At 60.0% G+C, this 22,629-nt stretch carries 15 protein-coding genes and 1 other annotated feature; of the genes, 3 read left to right on the plus strand and 12 right to left on the minus strand.

Features of this window, described 5'->3' with window-relative positions; all coding sequences use genetic code 11:
• The 4 genes from BQ9846_RS00005 to BQ9846_RS00020 form a co-directional block, all read right to left on the minus strand.
• Nucleotides 1-1,694, minus strand: a 1,694-nt coding sequence (locus BQ9846_RS00005) for a hypothetical protein (RefSeq protein WP_144049354.1), incomplete at its 3' end; no start/stop codon positions are given.
• Entirely contained in the window at nucleotides 1,691-4,903 is a 3,213-nt protein-coding gene (locus BQ9846_RS00010; protein WP_075878595.1) for a poly-gamma-glutamate biosynthesis protein PgsC/CapC, read from the minus strand. The genes BQ9846_RS00010 and BQ9846_RS00005, both read right to left, overlap by 4 nt.
• Nucleotides 4,900-5,286, minus strand: a complete 387-nt coding sequence (locus BQ9846_RS00015; protein ID WP_075878596.1) for a response regulator — start codon at nucleotides 5,284-5,286, stop codon at nucleotides 4,900-4,902. The genes BQ9846_RS00010 and BQ9846_RS00015 overlap by 4 nt, the downstream gene beginning before the upstream one ends.
• Nucleotides 5,261-7,927 carry a CHASE2 domain-containing protein gene (locus BQ9846_RS00020; protein WP_075878597.1) on the minus strand — a complete coding sequence of 889 codons (2,667 nt, stop codon included), beginning with the start codon at nucleotides 7,925-7,927 and terminating at the stop codon, nucleotides 5,261-5,263. Before BQ9846_RS00020 ends, BQ9846_RS00015 begins: the two co-directional genes overlap by 26 nt.
• A 243-nt stretch (nucleotides 7,928-8,170) precedes the next feature.
• Here BQ9846_RS00020 and BQ9846_RS00025 point away from each other — a divergent pair, with 243 nt between their 5' ends.
• Nucleotides 8,171-9,730 (plus strand): GAF domain-containing sensor histidine kinase, encoded by a 1,560-nt coding sequence (locus BQ9846_RS00025; RefSeq protein WP_075878598.1) that lies wholly within the window; start codon nucleotides 8,171-8,173, stop codon nucleotides 9,728-9,730.
• Between the two features lie 15 nt (nucleotides 9,731-9,745).
• Here BQ9846_RS00025 and BQ9846_RS00030 read toward each other — a convergent pair whose 3' ends face one another.
• The 6 genes from BQ9846_RS00030 to BQ9846_RS00060 all read right to left on the minus strand — a co-directional run bounded on the left by BQ9846_RS00030 (nucleotide 9,746) and on the right by BQ9846_RS00060 (nucleotide 15,896).
• Nucleotides 9,746-10,075, minus strand: a complete 330-nt coding sequence (locus BQ9846_RS00030) for a phosphosulfolactate synthase (protein ID WP_268874657.1) — start codon at nucleotides 10,073-10,075, stop codon at nucleotides 9,746-9,748.
• Nucleotides 10,072-11,297, minus strand: a protein-coding gene (locus BQ9846_RS00035; protein WP_144049355.1) for an IS3 family transposase whose coding sequence is annotated in 2 segments (ribosomal slippage) — nucleotides 10,072-11,012 and nucleotides 11,012-11,297 — 1,227 coding nt in all. Because the reading frame shifts where the segments join, the coding sequence is not laid out codon by codon here. Before BQ9846_RS00035 ends, BQ9846_RS00030 begins: the two co-directional genes overlap by 4 nt.
• Nucleotides 10,903-11,019, minus strand: a sequence feature (AL1L pseudoknot). (Overlaps the previous gene by 117 nt.)
• The gene (locus BQ9846_RS00045; RefSeq protein ID WP_075878602.1) at nucleotides 11,290-11,892 is read right to left on the minus strand and encodes a phosphosulfolactate synthase; all 603 of its coding nucleotides are present in this window, start codon (nucleotides 11,890-11,892) and stop codon (nucleotides 11,290-11,292) included. Before BQ9846_RS00045 ends, BQ9846_RS00035 begins: the two co-directional genes overlap by 8 nt.
• 286 nt (nucleotides 11,893-12,178) lie before the next feature.
• Nucleotides 12,179-14,386, minus strand: coding sequence for a xanthine dehydrogenase family protein molybdopterin-binding subunit (locus tag BQ9846_RS00050; protein ID WP_075878603.1), 2,208 nt, complete (start codon nucleotides 14,384-14,386; stop codon nucleotides 12,179-12,181).
• Nucleotides 14,383-15,372 carry an FAD binding domain-containing protein gene (locus BQ9846_RS00055; RefSeq protein WP_075878604.1) on the minus strand — a complete coding sequence of 330 codons (990 nt, stop codon included), beginning with the start codon at nucleotides 15,370-15,372 and terminating at the stop codon, nucleotides 14,383-14,385. Before BQ9846_RS00055 ends, BQ9846_RS00050 begins: the two co-directional genes overlap by 4 nt.
• A complete protein-coding gene (locus BQ9846_RS00060) occupies nucleotides 15,369-15,896 on the minus strand; it encodes a (2Fe-2S)-binding protein (RefSeq protein WP_075878605.1) in 528 nt (175 codons plus the stop codon). Before BQ9846_RS00060 ends, BQ9846_RS00055 begins: the two co-directional genes overlap by 4 nt.
• A gap of 428 nt (nucleotides 15,897-16,324) precedes the next feature.
• On the opposite strand from BQ9846_RS00060, the gene BQ9846_RS00065 reads away from it, so the two are divergent.
• Nucleotides 16,325-18,184: a tyrosine-type recombinase/integrase gene (locus tag BQ9846_RS00065; protein ID WP_075878606.1), complete on the plus strand. Its 1,860-nt coding sequence runs from the start codon at nucleotides 16,325-16,327 to the stop codon at nucleotides 18,182-18,184.
• An 89-nt stretch (nucleotides 18,185-18,273) separates the two neighbouring features.
• Nucleotides 18,274-19,653 (plus strand): IS1380 family transposase, encoded by a 1,380-nt coding sequence (locus tag BQ9846_RS00070; RefSeq protein WP_075878607.1) that lies wholly within the window; start codon nucleotides 18,274-18,276, stop codon nucleotides 19,651-19,653.
• A 382-nt stretch (nucleotides 19,654-20,035) separates the two neighbouring features.
• Here the strand turns inward: BQ9846_RS00070 and BQ9846_RS00075 are convergent, their stop codons facing one another.
• Together BQ9846_RS00075 and BQ9846_RS00080 are read right to left on the minus strand one after the other, a co-directional pair.
• Nucleotides 20,036-21,277 carry a vWA domain-containing protein gene (locus BQ9846_RS00075; RefSeq protein ID WP_083651433.1) on the minus strand — a complete coding sequence of 414 codons (1,242 nt, stop codon included), beginning with the start codon at nucleotides 21,275-21,277 and terminating at the stop codon, nucleotides 20,036-20,038.
• A complete protein-coding gene (locus tag BQ9846_RS00080) occupies nucleotides 21,258-22,436 on the minus strand; it encodes an ATP-binding protein (RefSeq protein ID WP_075878608.1) in 1,179 nt (392 codons plus the stop codon). Before BQ9846_RS00080 ends, BQ9846_RS00075 begins: the two co-directional genes overlap by 20 nt.
• Nucleotides 22,437-22,629 lie beyond the last annotated feature (193 nt).

Below are 22,629 nucleotides of genomic sequence, written 5' to 3' on the forward strand. Positions count from 1 at the left end.
AGGCGCTCCTCGCCGCGCACGGGCACCAGAATACGGGCGCCGCGCGCCGAGAGCTGCGGCTCAAGGGCCTCCCACTGGTAGCGCCCGGCGAGAAGCTCCGGGTCACGCTCGGGGGGGCGCGACTGCACGTGTAGCACCTGGCTTGTCTCCGGTGCCGGCGCCTGGGACGTGGGTGGCTGCAGAATAAACCAGCTCGGCTGACCCGCCTCGTCGCCCTGCCACGCGTAGTAGTCCACCGGTACGCGCGTGCGGTGCGGCAGATCGTCGGGCCGGGTATAGGCGTTGGCGAGCAGTGGCTGGCGGCTTGTGACCTCAAGGCGAACCGCGTCGGGCGGCAGTCGCAAATAGAAACGTGCCGGGTCGGAAAGATCCGCTATCGGCTGCGTATTCGCCACCCGGTCAATCATCGAGGGCATGACATCGGCCGCGAGCCTTCCCTGATCCACTTCCTTGCCTTGCGCATCCAGCAGCCGGTACTCGGCCTCAATGGTCTTTTCTTCTGGCAGGGGCTCGCCCTCGCCGTGAGCGCGAAGGTCCAGGCGCAGAGACGTACCCACTTCATCACCGGGCAGTAGCTGAAACGCCGCAGATAGCCCCGGCTGCACGCTCCAAGCCCGCAGAAAACGGGGTTCGGGCAGCGCGCTCTGCTCGGGCTCCTCGACTGGCCAGAGGTCGACCATGCCGGGCTGATTCGGCGTGACCACCAACAGCCCCGGCGAGAGAACGTGCTCGCTTGATAGCGGCTCGCCGGAAAGCGTCACCCGCTCTTCAGGCGGCGCTTCGAGCTGCTCGGTGACATGGCGCAGCGAGAGTTCGGGTTCCAGGCCCTCATCGAAAAGCGGCGTGAACTGAAGGCGGTAGCGCCCCTCTTTTTCAATGGGCAGCACGCCGAGGCGATCCGGCCCGGCATAGAGCCCGGGCGAGCGAGGCATGAGGTTTGGGTCGATGTAGGCGTCGGCGCCCTGGATGCTAAACAGTACGCCCTGGGCGGGGTTGGTGCCGAGTGGGCCGACCGGCTGCCACTGACGCTCCAGCAAATTCAGGCGCTCCTGGCGCGTCAGTAGCTCCGGCGGGTAGAGTGCCCCCTGGGACAGCCGCTCCTTTTGGGCTTGGCTCAGTCGCTCCCAGGCCACCGAGGCCTGCCGCTCGCTCATGCGCTCCTCGTAGTAGACACGCACGGCGACGTTCTCAAGCGGCGGAGCAAGCGGTTTCAGGCGCAGGCGGACATAGGCCGTTTGGGGCAGCGCCTCCAGCTGCACGTTGAAGGATTGACCGGCGGCCACGGCAAGCGCCCTGTCGCCATAGAGGTTGCGCGGCACCGGCACGCCGTCCTTGATAAGCGGCTGAGGTAAGCGGGTCTCCTGGGTATAGCGCCCCGCATGCAAGGGCTCGCGATTGCCGTCCAGCAGCTCGTACTCGAGGGCGTAGCGCATCGGGACGTCCTGCTCGGCCGCGGGATCGGCGCCCGCGTGGGTAAGCACGCGTAGCCGTTGGGCCTGGCTGATAACGGGGAAGGTGAGCCAGTCGTCTTCGGGCAGGAAATAGACCGTCGAGGCGCGCGCGTCGAGACCGAGCTGCTGGACCACGGCGGGCGCCGGCGGCGGCACCTGAAACAGCGCGCGCAGAGGCGGGTAGAGAAACGCTGCCACGATGACGAGCAGCAGTATTAGCAGCAGGCGGCCTAGTAGTCTCATTGCTCGCCTCCCGTGAGCAGTAGAAAGGCTCGGCGGTCAATGAAGGCCTCGACCTCCCCGGTCCAGGGGCTATCCGGCGTCAGTTCGGTGACCGCCTGACTCAGCGGATTCAGGTTGGCGATGGCCAGGATCGCGCGTGGGGCATCGGCTGCCGCCACCAGCAGAAAGGCCTGACGGGAATCGGGGTCCAACACACGGGCAAGGCGGTACCCCCGGTGCTGCAGTGTTCGTAGCGCCACGATGTCGTCGGTCGCCACGTAGTGCTCAAGAAGCGATGCCGCGCGCTCGGGCAGCGGCGCTTTTGACAGGCCATCGCGCGCGACCTGCTCGGCAAGAGGGGTATTGAGCGTCTCGATTTCTAGCGCCTGGAACTGCAGCTGCTGCTGACGATCGTCGGTGGGCAACGCGAAGGCGCGCCGAACCGAAGGGGCGATCCAGACGGTGGCAAAATCCGTGTTGCGAGCGGCGGCCAGATAGCGCGTCTGGGCACTGCTGCCCACTTCATACCCGGCAGTCGATGCGTCACCGAGCACCTCCTCGGGGGCAAGGCCCATGCTCTCCAGTGACCGGCGCAGCCGCTCGCGCAGCGGCAGTGGCGCGGCATCCGGGCGTAAGCCATCGGCGAAAGCCAGAAGACTCGGCGCCTGGATGCTCTCTCGCTCCCCCATCCCCCTTATCTGGGTGACGAGAAGCGGCGCGCCGCCTGCTTCACGCACGAACACCTGATGCATCAGATTGAACACGCTGCGCGGGTTGCGTGGGTTCAACACATCCGCACTCCCCGCTGGGTCAAGGAAGGGGTGGCTACCCGCGATCAGCAGCGCGCCCGCTTCGAGGGTTTGAAATAACTGAGTGCCAGCCTCCAGGGTATTGCGTTCAAAGCGCGGGCGCGGCACCTGGACAAGCTGGGACGACGCTCCACCGGTGGCGATCACCACGCTGCCCCAGGGCTGGGTGGGCGTGGCGTCTAGGGTATTTTCCAGGATCAGGTAGCGCTGATCGTGCGTGCGATCATGAAAGCGAGTGATGCGATAGCCCAGTCCCCGGGCCAGGTCATTGAGGTAGCGCAGCTCACCCAACGCGTCTTCGTTCCAACCGCGCTGAGGGCCGCTCACGGCGAGCTCAAGAAGTGGGCTCAACACTTCAAGATCAAGAAACAGCAGCTCGTCAAGACGGGGTGGGCGAAAATCGCCCCCGCCCACCTCGCGGATCAGCGCGGTTCTTTCTAGCAGGTAGTCGCTCAACGCTCCCGTGTGCTGCGCCAGCGGCGTTGGGGCCGCCTCTTGACGGTGGCTGCGGGCCAGCAGCGGGCGCAACGCATCCGGGTTGAGGTAGAGCTCGGCAAAGCCCGAGCGGGTGCGCTCGCGCTGCACATTGGGAATGCTTGGCGCCTCCCAGCGTAGGGTCAGCTCGCCCAGAAGCCGCTCAAGCGACTGCAGTTTTAGATCCTCGGGCAAGGCCTGCTTCACCCGCAGCTGGCTTGGCAGGGCAAGCAGATTGGTCTCAGGCGCACGCCCACCCAGCAGCTCGCGGGCTGCAGTCCGGGTAATCAAGCGCACCTGAATGGCATTGCCCGGCCCGAAAGTCTGGTGAAACTGATGAAAGAAGCTGCCGGGATTGCGCGTCACGTCGATCGTGCCCGCCGTGCTTTCACGCAGGCGCACGCTGCTCACGGCAAGGGCCGCAGCCTTCTGGTCACGAAATAGCGCCAGTCCCGCTTCGGTGATACCGCGCTCGTTGATGGCCGCAGGCACCTCGACCACCAGCCGGCTTTCGAGCTGGGTATCGATAACAAAGGTCCCCCATCCCCTGGGCGCCCCCACTTCACTCAGGACGAGGTAGCGCTCCTCGACCCGTGAGATGGCGTAACCGAGTTCACTTAGCCCCCGCCGGGCCTGCTCGAGCTCGGCAGCATCGCCTTCTCTTTGATAGCGCTTGAGCGCTAGGAGCGCTGCCTGAAAGCGGGCGAGCTCAACGCCGCTAGGTTGCGGCAGATTTTCCCGCCCGACCACGCCGTAATCCACCACCCGCTGGCGCAGCAGCACATCGCCCAGTGTGGCTTGCGTTTCCGGTGGTGCCACCCGCGCCTGAGTGTCGGCGCCCTCCTCGATCAGCTGGGCGGGAATGAAGCTCAGCGCAAAGCCCACGAAACTGGCCACCACCACGGCCGTGAGCGAGGTCTGCAGGGTGGCGCGCGTGACCCGGATGCCGATGTCCTTGTCGTGCATCTTGAGCGCAAGCAGCGTCGAGATGAGATAGCCAAAGGCGAAGAAGTCGGTGACCTTGATCCAGGGCGCAAAAAACTGAAAGCCGTAACCGAGCAACAGCTTGTAGACAAAGCCGACGCTGAAGAAGAAGAACAGCTTGCGCGCCCCGGAGAGGTTGATGTTGCCGAAAAAGGGCAGCTTGAGCAGCAGGTGCACCGCGGTCAAAATCACCGCCACCTCGGCGAAGGTGAGCAACAGCTTAGTCGGCTGATACCACTGCAGTGCCAAGAGCGAGGGAATCAGGATGCCGTTGAACTCCCAAGCGTAGTGCAAATTCATGCGCGAGGCGATGAAGGCCGTGGTCAGCAGAATGATATAGGCCTTGGGGCTTGCGAGAATCGAGCTGGCCACGTCCTCGTAGAGGTAGTTCAGGTTGGAAACCGAGAAGTTGGTCAGCTCCATCAAGCCCAAGCGCACCAGCACGAACGTCGCGGCCAGGGTCACCAGCAGCCAGAAGGTGCCACGCACCATGCCCGGCTTCCAGAAGTTGTTGGCGATCAGCGCAACGATAATCAGGCCGAAGCTGTGCAGGTTGTTGGCGTAGTCGAACTCCAGGCCGAAGTTGGCATCGAGAAAGGCCCCGAGCCCCGGCAGCCAGTAGGCGTCGAACACCACTCGGACAATCACGCTGGTGAGTACCAGGGCAAAGAAACGGTCGCGGCCAAAGAAATCGGCCAGCCCCAGATAGCGCGCGCCCAGCAGCGAAAAAGCGTGAACGAGCAGATAGGTGACCATGCCCTCGCCGATGATCACCGCCACGCTCCACGGCTTGATTAGCAGTAGCGGCACCAGATAGCCGGGCACCACCAGCCCGGCCAGGCTCCAACCAAAACGCAGGTTGAAGAAGGCCACCACCGCCACGCCCACCCAGACGGTGGTAATGACGGAGCTGGCAAGACTGCCCTCGGGAAAGAGGTGGAAAGGCAGCAGATCCCAATTCATTCTTCCAGAAGCCCCCGCACCAAGGCGTCGAGCGCTTGGATATTAAGGGGTTTGTGCGCCACGGCATCGGCGCCGGCGGCCTTGAGTTCGTCTTCGAGCCCCGGGCGCACGGTGCCGGTAAGCATCATGATGGGCTTTGTGATCTTCTGCTCCTCTCTGAGCCAGCGCAGTAGGTATTCACCGTCGAGTTCCGGCATCCACAGATCCAGAATAAAGAGGTCGGGCAGCCGCTTGGTCGTCACCTCCTCCATGGCCTGCTTGACGCTTGGCGCATGGCTGACCTCGAAGCCGGCTCGGCGCAGCACAAAGCCGAGCAGCTGGGCCACGTCGGCATCGTCGTCAACCAGAAGGATGCGTTTACTGATGGTCTGAGAGTTGGTCATCTAGGGAAAATCCCGGTAGTCGTAGTTCAAAACGTATGCCCTCACCGATGGCGGTCGTTGCGCTCAATTCACCGCCCCAGAGGGTGACCTGATCAACGGCCTGTTTCAGCCGGTGCATGGCGGGGGTGGTATCCCATGCGGCCCCCTTGATGGCGGCTTGCAGCCGCTCTTCAGGCATGCCGTAGCCGGTGTTATCGAAGATAAAGGTGGTCCAGAAGACGTCGCCTGCGTGTCGCTCCTCAAGCTTTAGGCGAATCACGCCGCCGGGGCTTGCATCATCGGCAAGCACGGCGACAACAGCGTCCAGGATGTTCTCGATCTGGGTCACGTCGACCCGCACGAAGGCATTGAACGGGGGGCTCTCGAGTTCGAAGGCAAGCTCGCGCGTGGCAAGGCGTGGCTCCCAGCGCCGGGCCAGGTCTTCCGCCAGCGCGGTGACGTTGACGGGAAAGTCCGACAGCCGGCTGATGTCCTGAACGGCGTTGAGAATAGCCTGAGAACGGGTCAAGGTACGCGACATCTGCTGAAGCTTGCGCTCGACAAGCTCGCCGAAGGCCGCCTTGTCCGCCGCTGCCACGTCCTCTTGGCGGCCAAGCTCGGCGGCCAACAGCGCGGCTTCCAGTTGATTACGCAGCTCCGCGCTGACCTTGTTGCCGAGCTCATCCTTTAGCCGCTCAAGGCGCACCAGATAGGTCACATCCACCAGCTCAAGCAGAAAGCCGTGTATCCGGAAAGGGGTCGCGGCACTGCCCGACGCCTCCCCTTCCGCGCCCTTCAAGGGGCGCACGTTGAGCGAAAAAGCCCCCTTCACGCCGGGCAGGTTGGCCGCAAATGTCACACTCTCGTCAGTCAACACCATGTGCTGGAGATGCTCGCGCGCGGTGGCAAGCGGCATCCCGCCGAGGGTCGCGATGGCGTCGGCGGCGGTCATGCTGAACACGGAGAGCCCCGAACGCTTCACTAGCTCCTCCATTTTGCGGTTGACCTGCATCACCTGGCCAAAGAGGTCGTAGAGGATGGTACTGGTATGCAGCGAGTTAAAGACGTTCTCCAGAAGCGCGAGCCGACGCTCGAAAAGCTGCGACACCTCGCTTAAGGATTCATACTCGGACTCCACCGACTCCAGGCGCACCAGCCGCTTCCAGGGGCTCGCCTCGCTGCGCTGGCGCGCCTGCCACAGCTGGCGCTGATAAAGAAGCTCGCCAATCTGACTGCTGAAGTCCCGTAGCAACGACAGAAAGAGGGGATTATTTTCTAGGGTTTCTTCGGCCATCTCACCGCTCAAAAAGCCCAATAGCTGGCCGTTGAACTCCAAGGGCACCAAAAACTGTCGACTGCCCGCTGCCGGATGCTTCAAAAAGGTCTTGGATAGCACGATAGGGCCGCCCTCTTCCAACGCGGTAGAGTAAGGCGTGCGCTCGAAGTCGCGCCGGCGCTCGTCGATATCCTCAATGGAGCAACCATAGGCCTTCACCTCGCGAAGGTGCTTGGCGTTGCCCGCGCGCTCCAGCAGGATGGCGCGGTCAAGATGCAAAATCTGGGTGGTGAGCAAGATGATCTGCCCCCAGGGATCCTGGCTTGAGTTGAAGTCCGCGGGCAGCAAGCGGTCATGCAGACGACTACCGCTGGCTCGCAGCAGCTTACGCACCATCGCCGACTCGCGCCGCTGCTCGCGCCGGGAGAGCCAATACCAGAGCAGCAGATGGAAGGCGACCAGCTCGACCACCGGGAGCACAATCCCCAGAAGGTGCAGCGAAAGCCAGCCCGTGCCGAACAGAAGCAGGCCACCCCCCAACGACACCCCGAGCGAGCGCTTTACGCCCAAGCGAAAATAGAGCAGCACCGAAACACTCAGCACGCCAATAGAGAGCAGCAGGTTCTGCCACCAGGTCGTGCTCTCAAGCGGCTGACCCCGCAACAGGGTATCCACCGCATAGCCGGCGTATACCAGTCGCGACACATTGGCTTCCTGCGGCAGGGGCGTCAGCAGCGGCGGATTGGTCGGGTCGATGCTACGCCCCACCAGCACCACGCGTCCGCCCACCAGATCCCGGGTGAGATCGCCACGCAGCACCCGCTCCGCCTGTACCACCGGCAAGTAGTTCACCCCCGGGCGAAAATCGATCAAAAAGTCATCCTCGGGCACCGCTCGGTTTTCGGCTCGACGGGCAACCATCGCCTCGGTGCTGAAGTAGCGCTCACCTTCGTCGATCACCTGGGGCTGGTGCACGCCCAAGCTATCCAGCGCTTGTGATGGGGGAAGGGTTAACACTTGGCTTTCGCCGTCGGCCTGGGCGGCTGTCTGCCCCACCACCACACCCGCCTCGCGCAGTCGCGCAAGCTGCGCGTCAGTGAGCTCGGTGGGCTGGTGGAGAAGGCCAATGCTGGCGGGATTGAAATGCTCAAGACGCTCGACAAGCGCCAGCCACTCCGCTTGCTGGCGCTGTTCGAAGTCGGCCTCTACCAAAAGTACCTGGGGAACGGGCCTCTCCCCTAAGTTGAGGCGGTGGAATTGCCAATACGTCCAGGCATTGGGCAGTTGAAAAACACCTAAAGCGCTTGCCAGCCAGATGGCCGCGAGGGTAATCAAGGCAATCCAAGGGCCGGCAAAACGCCAGCGGTTCAACGGAACCAGAAGCATATCAATCAACCGGGTTGAGGGGCTTATTACTCCCCATGGCCATCAAAAAGGCTTAATGGCGTGGAAAATAAACGATCAATTTCCTGAGCTTAGCACCGTCACCAGCACTCTTGTACCCAGGGTATCAACGCCATGCGTTCTTGTTTGTTGGGTAAATACCCACGCCTGCGTTAGAGTTCTATGCGTGCCAAGGCCGCTGACACTCGGTCAAAGCAGACGCGTTATCAATAAGGGAACCCTGAGATGCAAAAGCCTCCTTTGCCCGCCAATGAAGCCGCTCGGCTTGCCAGTCTCGCTGATCACTACATTCTCGATACGCCCAGCGAGCCGGTGTTTGATGCCATCACTACGCTGGCGGCGAAGATCTGCGACACGCCCTATGCATTCATCGCCTTGCTTGACTCGCGCCGACAGTGGTTCAAATCCACCTATGGCATGGAGCTAAAAGAGTCCAACCGAGACGATAGCTTCTGCGGCCATGCTATTCTTAATAAAAATCTTATGGAAGTACCCGACGCCAGCCGGGACCCGCGCTTTCACGACAACCCCTTCGTGGTCAGCGACTTTCATGCCCGTTTCTATGCCGGCAAGCCGATTCACAGTGCCGACGGCCAGGCCCTTGGCACCCTGTGCGTGATGGATCGCGAGCCCCGTGAGCTGGAGCGCGAGCAGACCGACGCCATGGAGGCGCTGGCCCAGCTGGTGGAAACGCTGCTCAACACGCGACGGCAAGAGGCTAAGTTTGCGTGGCTTGGCTCGGTGCTCGACGGCATGTCGGAGGAAGTCGCGCTTTTTGATATGGAGAGCCTGCGTTACGTCTACGCCAACGCCAGCGCCTTGGAAGAACTCGATACCGACATAGACGCCCTCAAAGAAGCCACCCCCCTGGACATGATGCCAGAGCTCGACCGAGAAGGCCTTGAGGCGCTGCTAAAGCCGCTGCGCCAAGGGGAAAAAGAGGTCGTGATCAGCGAGCAGATGCGCCGGCGCAAGGGAGGGGTGCTGTATCCGGTGGAGATTCGGCTTCAGATCGTAAAAACCGCCGTGCCCGTGTTCGCGAGCGTGGTGCGCGACATCAGCGAGCGAAAGGCGATCGAACGCGCCCAGCGCGAGCTTATCTCCACGGTGAGCCATGAACTACGCACCCCGCTGGGCTCCATCGACGGCGCGCTCTCGGTGATCACCTCGGGCATGGCCGGGCCTGTGCCGGAGCCGGTGGCCGAGATGGCCACTCTCGCGCAGCGCAACAGCCAGCGGTTGGTGAGGCTGGTCACCGAGTTTCTCGATCTTGAGAAAGCGGAGCTTGGCCGGGTCGACTTCAACATAAAACCGCTAGATCTTAACGAGTTCCTCAACGAGGCGATCAGCGCCAACCAAGGCTTCGCTCACAAGCATGGGGTCAAGCTTGAACTGGGCGCGATACCGCCGGTAGCGGTACTTGCCGACGCTGATCGTCTTCAGCAAGTGCTGACCAACCTGCTTTCCAACGCGATCAAGTTTTCTCCCGAAGGCGAAACCGTCAGGGTAGCGGCCCAACGCCTTGATGAACGTCATGGCGACGGCGACCGGGTGCGCATCAGCGTTATCGATCGCGGCCCCGGCATTCCCGAGGCGTTCAGGCCCTACCTCTTTGAGAAATTCAGCCAAGCCCAAGGCAACGAGGCCAAAAGGCCGGGGACAGGCCTCGGGCTAGCCTTGGTAAAAGCCTATGTCGAAGGCATGCAGGGGCAAGTGCATTTTGAGTCGCAAGTGCAATCAGGCACGACGTTTCACGTCGATTTACCGATGGAGGAGACGCCGTAGCTCGCCGGGGCGAAATCACCCCTTCCAAGTGCGGACACGTCCGAAGAGGTCGTTGGTGCCCCAGACACCGGCGCGCATGGCTTCGAGTTCGAGCACCTGAGAGTGGTCGACAAAGAGGTTGACCTCGGGGCCGAAGCTCTTGATATACCACTCGTAGACGGCAGGGTCCGCGGCCTCGAAGACGGCATTCTCGATACCGATGCCGTCGGCTAGGCTTGAGATGATGTCGGTGCGCCACTCGCGCACCTGCTCGGTGATGCCCTCCGACTCCACCATGATTTTATAGGCCCCTGCGTCGAGGTTGAACCGTACCGGCTTTCTCGGAGACCCGTTTGTTTGAGTCAGGCAGCTTTATTAGCCTGACCCTGGTGCTCATAATACAGGGCTTCTCTCTCTGCCGGTGGCATGTTGCCAATCGGCTCCAATATCCGCCGATGATTGAACCAGTCAACCCACTCTAACGTAGCAAACTCAACCGCTTCTAGATGCCGCCATGGTCCGCGTCGGCGAATCACTTCGGTCTTAAAAAGGCCGATGACTGTTTCAGCCATTGCGTTATCGTACGAATCGCCCACGCTTCCGACTGAAGGCTCAATGCCGGCATCTAACAAGCGCTCTGTGTACCGAATCGACACATATTGCACTCCCCTATCGCTATGGTGAACAAGGTCACTTTCAGGCCGTTGAGGACGCTCATGGAGTGCCTGTTCAAGCGCATCCAACACCATATCAGTTCGGGGTGTACTGGATACTCGCCAACCAATGATTCGGCGAGCAAAAGCATCAATGACGAAGGCAACATAAACAAAGCCCTGCCATGTCGCCACGTACGTAAAATCGGATACCCACAGGGCGTTTGGCTGAGCCGGCTGAAACTGCCGCTTGACCAAATCCGCCGGACAGGCTTTGTGGGGATCGGAAACGGTCGTACGGATCGGCTTACCCCGTATCACGCCGCGCAGCCCCAACTGGCGCATCAGGCGAGCGATAGTGCAGCGAGCTGCCGAAATACCTTCTCGGTGCAGTTGACGCCAGACTTTGCGGATGCCGTAGACGCCAAAGTTCTCGTCCCACACGCGCTGGATTTCGGCCCGTAGCCAGCGTTCACGTTGGTGACGGGGAGGCGCTCGGTCGGGCTCACGTAGGCGAGCTTGGTGTTCATAGTACGTTGACGGGGCGATCGGCAGGACACGGCAGATCGGCTCGACCCCGTATAGCGCTCGATGATCATCGATAAAGTTGATCATCACTTGCTTCGGCGGTCGAGCTCCGCCTGGGCAAAATACGCAGACGCCTTTCGCAGTATCTCGTTGGCCTGCTTCAACTCTCGATTTTCACGTTCTAGCGCCTTAATTCGATCACGCTCAGAGGTCGTAGTGCCTTCTCGACGACCGGCGTCACGCTCCGCCTGGCGGACCCAGCTGCGCAGTGTTTCAGGATTACAGCCGATTTTAGGCGCAATGGCACCGATAGCGGCCCACTGGGAGGGATAATCAGCTTCATGGTCGAAGACCATGCGTACCGCCCGCTGGCGGACTTCAGGGGAATATCGATTTGATTTACTCATAGCTCCATCCTCTCAAGGTTTGGAGCCTCCGGGAATCCCGGAACGGTTCAAGGTGGCGCTTGGCCTCGCGGATAGCCTCGTTCGGGTCTTGGAGTCCCTGCTGCTCAAGCGCCTCGACACTGCTGGTGCCGCCGGCGCCAAACTGGACGTTAACCTCCGGCTTAGCCTTGAGTCCGTGCTGGATCACCCGCTCGGTGAGCCTGACCAAGTCGTCCTGGGGAATGGCAAGAAAGCCGCTGGAGATTTCGACCACATCGAATCCCAGGCGCTTGCACTCCTTCAGGTAGTCGTCCACTTTCTCCGGGCAGCGCTCAAGTACCCGCTCGATGAAGCCACCGGTGGAGACATGCACATCGTGGGCGTGGCTCAGCGCTATGATCTCCTTGAGTACCTCCTCGGGCATTAGGGTGAAGGAACCACCGCTGAATTTGAGAATGTCCACAAAGTCGCCACAGGTTTCGTAAATATCGGCCAAATGGCGCTTGCCCAAGGGATCGTAATAGGGTCCGCGGATTTCGGTCAGTCCACGGTTACGGGGCTTTTCCTCACGCTCATTAATGGGCAGAAAGCTGAAGGCGCGCTCTGAATTTGCCATGTAGAGCCTCTCTGTTGATGAATAAATGAGATACTCCTGAGCGTAGTTCAAAGAAATTCAAACGTGAAATACCCACCGGCGGGGAGCAGAAAAATTAAATAAAAATTGTTCGCATTAATGTTGAATAGATAAATGAGAATGGTTATAGTGCCTGTGTGGTGCTTGATGAGGCATCACAGCCAGGCAGAAACCGCCAGTTTCCTGCCATGGTTCTCCCTCTCATTTCATTGCTAGTCACGGTCTTTTTGCCGCCCTCTCGGGCGGCTTTCTTTTTTGTCCCGCAGTTTTAATCCAACAGTGCTTCGATGGTGATCGGCAGGTCGCGGATTCGCTTGCCAGTGGCGTGATAAACGGCGTTGGCGATCGCCGGAGCGATACCGGTCAAGCCGATCTCGCCGATACCGCGGGCGCCAAACTCGTTAAAGCGAAAGTCGGGATAGTCGAGCAGCTCGACATCGACCTCCGGCATGTCGGCATGCACCGGCATCCGATAGTCGGCGAGGTTGGCGTTGATCATGCGTGCGTCGCGTGGATCATACTCAAGTCGCTCCAGCAGCCCCATGCCGATGCCCATCGTAATCGCCCCCTCCACCTGGTTGCGCGCGGCAAGCGGGTTGACAGCGCGGCCGACGTCGATACTGCTCACCACCCGGGCGACGCGCAGCCGCGAAATCCCTGGATCCCAGCGAACCTCCACGAAGTGCGCGCCGAAGGAGCGAAAACTGTACTCGCGCCGCTCACCGCCAGGCGCGGCGCTGCCCTGACCGGAGACGCTGCCAAGGCGGTGTCGGGCAAGGATCTCGGCAAAACCGCAGCGTTTCTCCTCGGCGATCAGGGCCCCTTCCTTGACCTCCAGCGACGCGCGCTTGTAACCCGCGAAGTGGCTACCTGGGCCAATAGCGACTTCTTTTAGAGCATCCAAGGCATCGCGAGTCGCGGCAGCCACCGCCGGGAGGACGGTTGCCGTGGTCATCGAGCCGCCGGAGAGCGGCCCGGCGGGCAGGCTTGTCTCGCCAAGCCGCACATCGATGCTGGCCACTGGCACGCCAGTGAGCTCGGCTACTGTCTGAGCAACGATGGTATAGGTGCCGGTGCCGATGTCCTGTGTCCCGCAGGCGGCGAGCAGCGAGCCATCGGCACGGATCTCCACCCGTGCCTCACAGTGCTGGCGACCGGCGAACCAAGTCGCCGAAGCCATGCCGTAACCGATGATTTCGTCTCCTTCGCGCATCGCGCCGATGCGCGAGTCGCGCGCCGCCCAACCAAACCGCTCGGCTGCGCTCTTCAGGCAGACATCAAGCTGTTTGCTCGACCATGGCAGATCGCGCTGGGGGTCGTGATCGGCATAGTTGCGCAGACGCAGTGCCAACGGATCCATGTCCAGTTTCAGGGCCAATTCGTCGATGGCGCACTCCAAGGCGAAGATGCCGGATACCTCGCCCGGGGCGCGCATCGGACAGGGCGTGCCGTGGTTGACCGCCAACAGGCGCTGGCGGGTGGCCACGTTGGCACAGTCATAAGCACTCGGCGTGGCCCCACCGCAGCCGTCGACGTGGCGATCAATCAGCGACGTCTCACTGGTGCTGTCGTGGTGGATTGCCATCAGCTGGCCATCCCGCTCAGCCGCCAGGCGGATGCGCTGGCACGAGGCCGGTCGGTGCCCTGTGTTCATCATATCCTGCTGACGCGGCAGCACCGTCTTGACCGGGCGACCGGTCATACGTGCCGCCGCCACGGTCGCCACCGCATGGGGCCACATGAAGAGCTTGTTACCGAAGCCCGAGCCGATGTAGTGGGAGATCACCTCGACCCGCTCCACGGGCATATCGAAGATGCGGGCCAAGGCATTGCGCTCATAAAAGACGCCCTGGGTCGACTCATGTACGATCAGGCGCTGCTCGCCATCGCGCCACTGCGCCAGGGTGACGTGCGGCTCAAGCGGCACATGGCTCTCGGCGGCGATGCTGTAGGTGGCATCATGGGTCACCTCGGCCGAGGCAAAAGCAGTGTCGGGGTCGCCACGGGAGTAGTGGCCGACCGTTTCGCCCTCGGCACCGCTTGCCAGCAGGCCGGGCTTGGCATCGTCTTCATGCCGGTAGCGGGCGCGAACGCAGAAGGCGGCGGCTCGCGCCTGTTCGAAGGTTTCGGCCACTACCAGGGCGATGTACTGGCCATGGTAATAGATACGCTCGTCCTCGAAGGGCAGACGCACCTCGCTGACCTGATCGCCGTGCTTCATGCTATTGGGGCTGCGATGCAGCCGAGGAAAATGTCGGTGGTGAAGGATATCCACCACGCCAGGCATGGCACGTGCTTCATCAAGCTCCAGCGCCTCAAGGGTGCCATGGGCGATGGTAGCGGACACCGGATAGCCGTACAGCATCCCGGTGGCATGCCAGTCGACGGTATAGGTGGCGCGTCCGGTCAGCTTGTCTTCACCGTCGATGCGTGGCGTCCGATGACCGACGACGGTGGGGTCGTTTATCTCGCTCATGAGTGTCTCTCCCGGGCGTCGCGCAGGGCGCGCACGATGGCTTGACGTGCCAGCGTGATCTTGAAGGCGTTGTGAGAAAGCGGCTTTGCCTCGGCAAGGGCGGTATCCGCCGCCTCCTTGAAGGCGGCCTCATCGGCACGTCGGCCAACGAGGAGTGACTCCGCCTCGTGACAGCGCCATGGCCGCGTGGCCACGCCGCCCAGCGCCAGGCGTGCTTCGCCGATCATCCCGTCGTCCAGCGAGAGCATGGCCCCGGCTGAGGCCAGGGCAAACTCGTAGGAAGCGCGGTCCCGAAGCTTGGTATAGGCCGTCCCCAGCGGCCGCAGTGGCGGGTCCAGGGTCACCGCGACGATCAGCTCACCTTCACCGAGCGCGTGCTCCCGGTGCGGCGTGGTACCGGGAAGATAGTGGAAGTCGGCGAAATCGATCTCGCGCTCACCGTCCGGGCCTTGCAGGGTGAGCGTGGCACCGATGGCGGCCAGCGCCACGCACATATCCGACGGGTGGACGGCCACGCAGGATTCGCTGCCGCCGAGCACGGCATGCATGCGGTTGATGCCGTCGATAGCGTCACAGCCGCTGCCCGGTGCGCGCTTGTTGCAGGCCGCCGCCACATCGCGAAAATAGGGGCACCTCGTGCGCTGCATGATATTGCCGCCGGTGGTCGCCATGTTGCGCACCTGGGTCGAGGCGCCGGCCATAATCGCCTGTGCCAGCAGCGGGTAATCCTGTTTTACGTCGGGGTGGCGGGCTAGATTAGCGTTGGTCACCAGAGCGCCAATGCGCAGGCGGTCATCCTCTAGCCGCTCGACTTCCTTCAGCGGCAGATCGTTGATGTCGATCACCCGTGAAGGACGCATCACATCGAGCTTAGCCAGGTCGAGAAGCGTGGTACCACCGGCCACGAAGGTGCTGTGCGGTTCGGCCTGGTAGTGCTGCACGGCGCTCTCAATGCTGTCGGCGCGTGAGAAGGCGAAGGGTCTCATAGGTGATCGCCCTCCCGTGATGCCTGGCTTTCGAGATGGCGGCGGGCATCGGCGATGGCAGCCTGAATATTGCGGTAGGCACCACAACGGCAGAGATTACCGCTCATCGCCTCGCGTATCGCGGCATCGTCGGTGGCGGCATTCGGGTCCTCAAGCAGCGCCACGGCCGACATGATCTGCCCTGGGCTACAGTAGCCGCACTGATAGGCGTCATGGACGAGGAAGGCCTCCTGAACCGGGTGCAGTTTGCCTTTTCTTGCAAGCCCTTCGATGGTGGTGATCGATTGGCCCTCGCACATCACCGCCAGGCGCAGGCAGGCATTCATTGCGCGGCCATCGACATGCACCGTACAGGCACCGCACTGCCCATGATCGCACCCCTTCTTGGTGCCACCGAGTTGCAACTGTTCGCGCAGTACGTCGAGTAGGACGGCCTGCGGCAAAACGTCGACGGTGATGGGCTCTTCGTTCACGATCAGCCGAACGGTCATGGGGGTATCGGGAGGCGAGATAGACGTCTGCATTGCCAGCTCCGTATCGGATATCGATTCCGAGCAAAGAAACGCTCGGTTCAAAGGTGCTGACTTTCAGCGTAGCAGCCTATCGTTCGAAGGGGGTAAGCGGCCGCGTTACGGCATGGTATGAGCCGCGATAGGCAATGCGGATGCCGTAGATGCCGAAGCTCTCGGCACATGCTGCTAGACGTAATACAGTGGAAGGATCGAAACGCAAATAACGCTTTGACTTACTTGGCGTCCCTGGCAGGAGTCGAACCTGCGACCTGCCGCTTAGGAGCGGGATTTCAGTACGTTTTATGCATTATCAAACGTACCTATGCCCACTCATAAAAAACTTAAAAATCATATATTTAAGATATTTTTTGTCTTTTTGTGTCTTACTTGATACCACGCTATACTGTGCAAATCTAGGGGAACCAATAGGGGAACCCGAAGTGGGTACCAAGAAGGCAATAACCACCCCGGCAGAAGTCTCTGCTTTCGCACTCCCGGAGGGCAGGTTGAAGGCACGCCGCGCCGTGAAGTCAAAACATGGCGCTGGTTTGTCGTTGGAAGCACGCGCGGGCAAATCCACGAAACTTTGGATGTATCGTTTCAATCTTGGCGGGCAACAGCGTGAAATGATGTTGGGCAGCTATCCTGCCATGACATTAAAGCGTGCCAGAGAAGAACACGCCACTGCCGTTGAATTAGTAAAAAAAGGGCTGGATCCACGTAAACAGCGCGCGTCTGAAAAAGCTAATAACTTGTCCGCTTGGACAATGCGAAATGCCTTTGAACGCTGGATAGAGCACTATCAACAAACACCCGGCCGAAAACAGCAGCAACCACCTACCGCCAAGACGGTATCGCAACAACGGGGGCGCTGGCGTCGTAACCTTGCGCCACTGCTGGCCGATTTTTATGTTCGTGATGTATCCCGGCGCTTGATTATCGACGTGCTGGAACAAGCGTCAAAAAAAGGCAAAGTAGAGGCGCGCCATAGCCTTAATCTACTTCGTCAGTTACTACGTTATTGCCAAATACGTGAACAAATTGAAGTAAATCCGACTGATGGGCTAACGCCCTCTGATATTGCGGCCTCTGCATCTCCACCGCGTAAACGTTACTTATCATTGTCAGAATTGCACCAGCTGTGGCAGGCAATAGACGATGCGCGTGCAGATACGGAAGGCAAAGCAACTACAGCCGTACTAAGTATTCCCGTTGCCAATGCGCTTAAGCTTTTAATTTTGACGGGTGCACGCCGTGGAGAGGTAGCGTCCATGCGCTGGGATGAAATCAAAAAGGATATCTGGACAATTCCCGCTGAACGCACCAAGTCCCGCCGCCAGCATCAAGTATACCTCAGCCCCCTAGCACTTAAGCTCCTAGACGAGCAGCGCCATCTAGGCGTGGGGGAGTTCGTCTTTGCCTCCACCCAAGGAACTGGTAATCCCATTCATCCAGACAGCCTAAGCACTACCATTGCTCGACTACAGGGTCGAAGCAGCAAAGAACACAATGTGGCCGCGCCGCTAAACCATCTACATCATTTTACGGTCCACGACTTACGGCGTAGCTTTGCTACACAAGCAACAGAAGTTCTTATGGCGGATCCATTTCTAGTAGAAACCATGCTAGCCCACGCGCCACCTAAGCTAATCGGCACTTATAACCATGCAAAGCGATGGAAGTCTCAAGTAATCGTCTGGCTCAGTTGGGGAGAACTTATAGCTCAAAAAGTCGCAAGCTCCCCCACTTCAAACGCTAATAGCTTTAAGAGTGTTAGCCCTACCATGATGACAAGCTCTGAAAGTGAACCAGAGTTGGATGCGTCACCAAATAATCAGCGAAGTGCGGGAACAATTGTGTCAAATAGCCAGGCTTCTGCGCCACCTGATTTCATTACCTTTATCGATATTGAGGCCTCCGGCTTAAAGCAGCCAGATAGCTACCCTATCGAAATCGGCTGGGCCGATACTCTCGGTAATAGCGACGCCTTCCTGATTTGCCCTCTTCCCCAGTGGACGTATTGGGATGAGGATGCCGAATCCCTGCATGGCATCACACGCGAGCAACTTCAGGAGGAAGGCGTCTCCGTGGACGAAGCAGTTAAACGGCTAGAAGAGATGCTAGGTGTTGAGACTGTCTTCTGTGACGCGCTGGCATTTGATGGTTTCTGGCTCGATCGACTATTCAAAGCTGCGGGCATAGAGCCTTCGTTCCAGTTGGCTGATGTTTACCAGCTATATGGTGCATTAGGCGCCGAGCGAGCGACACGATTGGGAAATATTATCCCGTCTTATTCATGAGGGCAGCCTGAAAACGAAGATGACGGATGGTATTCTCTTGAGAAATCAGAACGTTCCGGCAAGAACCTGATTCCAGAGGACCATCCGCCATGGGTGAAAGCGTATCTCCCTGGATTCCGTCCTGCAACGGGTCCATTCGCGTTGAGCTTGATGGCCAGCGCACCACAAGCGATAGCGGCGCCTTGCTGCTGCGTGAAGCTCTCGACAGCAGCGGTGTCATAGACGCACTGGATGAAAACCTGATCGACCAACGTAACCCGCTGCGCGTCCGCCATTCGCTGGCCAACCAGCTGCGCACCCTCGTGCTGCAGCGTGCGATGGGCTGGATCGATCTCAGCGATACCGACATGCTGCGCCACGACCCGCTCTGGCAACTGGCCTGCAGCGATGCGCGCGGGATGACGCCATTGACGCAGGACCGGCCATCCCAAGCCACGCTGTCGCGGCTGCTGACGTGCCTTGGACGTAGCGACAACATCGATGCCGTACACGAAGGTTTGCTGCGGTTGGTGGTCTGGCGTCTGACCTCGCTGGAGAAGGGCAAACGCCCGGATCAACTGACACTGGACATCGATGGCCTGCCGATTGAGGTCCACGGTCACCAGGGCGGCTCGGCCTTTCATGGTCATTACGGTGCCCGCATCTACTCACCGCTAGTCGCGTCGTTGGCAGAGACCGGCGACATGGTGGGCGGTTTGCTGCGGGAGGGCAATGCTGGCCCGGCCGAGAATGCCGACACCTGGGTCCCGCATCTGGTACGGCGACTCAACGAGAGCACCGGCGCCCAGGTGCGAGTGCGCATTGACGCTGGCTTCACCGACAACGACACGCTGGAGGCCCTGGAAGACCGCAACATCGAGTACCTGGGCCGACTGCGCAGTCACACGGGACTGCAGAAGCTGGCAGCGCCGTACCTGAAACGGCCACGGGGCCGGCCACCCGAGCAACCTCGGGAGTGGTGCCACGACCTGGAGTACCAAGCCGGTTCCTGGCCGTCGTCACGGCGCGTGGTGCTGGTGGTGCAGGAACGTCCCGATGATCTGCTGCTGCATGCCTTCTTCCTGGTCACCAACCTCAACAAGTTCCACTGGCCGCCGGAGAAAGTCCTGGCGCTCTACCGCAAACGCGGCAGCGCCGAGGCGCACATGGGCGAAGTGAAGTCAGCACTCGACGTACATCTCTCCTCGACCGACCGCGGCGCTTCTACTGTTCAGGAGGTGATGGCTCGCAACGAAGTGAGTCTGCTACTGAGCCTCTACGCCTACCAGACCCTGCATGGCCTGCGCTGCCTACTCACGCGGCAAACCCGCCAAGGCTGGAGCCTGAGCCGGATGCGCGAGCAGGTGCTCAAGGTCGCTGCCACTATCTCACGGCACGCTCGGCGCATTACTGTTCACCTCGGTGACGCTGCTGACAAATGGTGGCCCACTTTACTGAAAGGGCTGCCGAAGCTGACTGCGCTAAGCTGACCTTCCGGCGATACTGACTGAGGCAAGATCAAGGCGGCCACAACGGTGGCCGGCGGATATGGCTACCCTGATGGCCGAGATCAATGCCAGAAAGTTATAAATAGCTGAGTTAAGATCACCATTGGAGCATTAGTCAGCAGATGCACACGCCATAAATACGGCTACTGAAGACCGAAGCTGGCAACCCGGGGCTGTAAAAATGCTCAATCGGCGTTCTCATGAATGAGGCGGGATTATCAGAAACAGCCCAACACCGCATCGCGCACGGGAAGACGCCAAGCGTTACGCTTCAGCTTACCGGAATGTCATCACTGACCTCCCCCGATAAATAGCTGAACAGTGACCGCTCGCCCTTCACTGGGCGAGGGTTTACGAGATTTGACTAAGTAGATAAAGTGACTTTTATCCCCCACTCCGCCGGTGTTCGACCATCTTTCACGAGGCACCATATAACGGTATAAAAAGGAGATGTTTCAGGTACGGTAATAAAGCCATCGGTAAACACCACCAGTAGCTCAGGCGGTGAGACTTCCAAGGCAGTAAATACCGGCCGCACATCGCTCCCCCCTCCCCCACAACACTGCCACTGGCTGAGTTCATGGAGCTGACCTTCATGTAATTGACGCTGCTGGGTGATTCGCGTGTCGAACTCCATGACGTTAACCGTGACACGGTCACATGCGCCAAGGATGCCAACCAGTTCACTCAAAAAATGCGGCAAATCTCGCTGACAGCTTCCACTGGTATCAATCGCCACCGCCAATGACAATGTTTGACTGCGCTGGCTGGGCAAATAAAGCCCCCGATATATATGCCGTCGTGATGGCGGGAGCCATTGTCGATTACCGCTCAACGTTTGCTTAATAAATTGCGCCAGCACCTGTTGCCAGGGGATCACCGGCTTGCGTAGGCGCTCCACCAGACGCGCCACATGCCCGGGTAAGGTTCCCTGCTGTCGCTCGTGCTGCTGGGCCGTAGCGACCAGGCGTTGCTGCCAGGCGCGCGCATTTTCCGCCGATACTGGGCGGGGCATGAAATCGGGATCATGCACGTCACCGGCCTGCGCCTGCAGGGCCTGTTGCACATCGTGAATATCCAGCACATAACCGCGCAGACGGCGACTCTTTTGACCGAGAAGGGCATAGATCTGCTCGGCCGACTGTCCATGAAAACATCGATCAAACAGGGCATCTTTCGGGCAATGGCCGAGCTCCTCCTTGAGCAAAGCGTTAATTTCGTAGTCGCATGCATGATTCCAGCGTTCATGCGCTCGGCTAAGCTGGCGGCGATGATGCCCCAGCGCACAGTGCCATACCTCATGTGCCAGAATGAAACGGCGATCCTCGTGACTACGCCCCGCCATAAACGCCGCGTTAAAGAAAATACTTTCCCCGTCAGTTCCTGCGGTAGGAAGCCGATCATCCACTACAGCAGCAAGCCTCAGCTGCATCAGTAGCTTGGCAGTAAACGGTTGGAACGTGAGCAGCCAGGCCCGGTCGGCTTCGCACAGTTGCTGCATCCGCTTCTTTAGATGCTGCTCCTCGGCATTAGGCGCACGCGGGGCGAAAGGCATTTGAGCCTGGGCTTCCGTTTGGATAGGCGCATTAGGCATTAGACGATGCATCCGCTTGATCCGTGGGCATTTCCGCCGCAAATGACAGCCCCATCTGCGCGCTTAGGTGCTGCTGAAACACCTCGCCATGCTGCTCGCTCCAGGCAGAAAAATCAGGATGCCCTAGAAGCGCCAGGGTGCGCGCTTGCGTAGTCACGTCGTCTGGGCCTTGCAGCGCGTCCAGAAGTGCCAGCGTAGCAAAGTCGGCCGTGAGCCCCCGGCTAATGGCAAAGAAACGCGCCAGGCGCTGCTGAGTGCTAGGTGTTTCAAGCTCATCAGCTTCAATATTTTTCCATAGCGCATGCGCCAACCCCGCACAGAACGCATAACGTTGATCCGCCCGTTCAGGAATTTGGATCGGCACTTTACCGGCAAGCATGGCGGGGATATCCGGGAGTTTGAGCGCCCAGTCACGGAAAGCCAGAAATTCCGTACCGGCGCCCTCACCCACCAAGCCATGCACTATCAGCGCCTGAACATCAGCTGGCAGAGAGTCCGCTTGACGAAGTGACTGCGCAACACGCGCCCAACTGCGCGGGCTGGGCCAGCCCTGTTCGACGGCCCCTTCCATGGAAAAGAAACACTCGGGACGAAAACGTAAAAAAGCGATGACCTCAGGATGCAATCCTTCCGAACGCGCCCAACGGGTCCAGTTATCCAGATCGGGCGTGAGGTTGAGATGGCAAAAACGGTTGGCCAGCGCACTGGAAAACGTCTGTGCAACGGCGCGATCCTCTAGGCGGTTACCCGCCGCGACCACCAGCCAGCCGGGAGGCAGGCGATAAAGATCGCCCAGGCGTCGGTCGAGAATCAGCTCATAAGCCGCCACCTGAAGGCTACGATCCGCGGCAGTGAGCTCATCAAACAACAAAATACCTCGGCTATTGGGATCACGGGGCCACTCCCCCGCGAGCAGCCAATCCACAACGCCACGTTCATTATCAGGAACAGGCAAGCCGCGTAAGTCCACAGGCTCACGTTGCGCTAGACGGATATCGATAAAACCTATGCCTTGCTCCTCAGCCACCTTGCGTACAATCGCGCTTTTGCCCACCCCGGGTGCGCCCCATAGCATGACCGGTGGTAATTGCTCGGCAAGTGCCGGCGTATGCGCCAACTGCTGGGCCTGGTGGGATAAAAGCGTCATCGCCTGATCGGGTGTCGCGTACATAAAGAGCCTCCTGGCGCGATAGTCGATATGTCTAGCTTAATCTGCGAATGCGACAATCGATGTCGCAAGCATCGACTTTCCCTAACGGGATAAAATTTGCTTTTCAGGTTTATCGCCTTCAAAATTTTCCCTATAGGGAAAATTTGGCTATCATGGCTGTGTCATCCTCATTAATTTCCCCTTAAGGAAAATC

It is taken from the genome of Vreelandella massiliensis, from assembly GCF_900155385.1.
GTDB lineage: Bacteria > Pseudomonadota > Gammaproteobacteria > Pseudomonadales > Halomonadaceae > Vreelandella > Vreelandella massiliensis.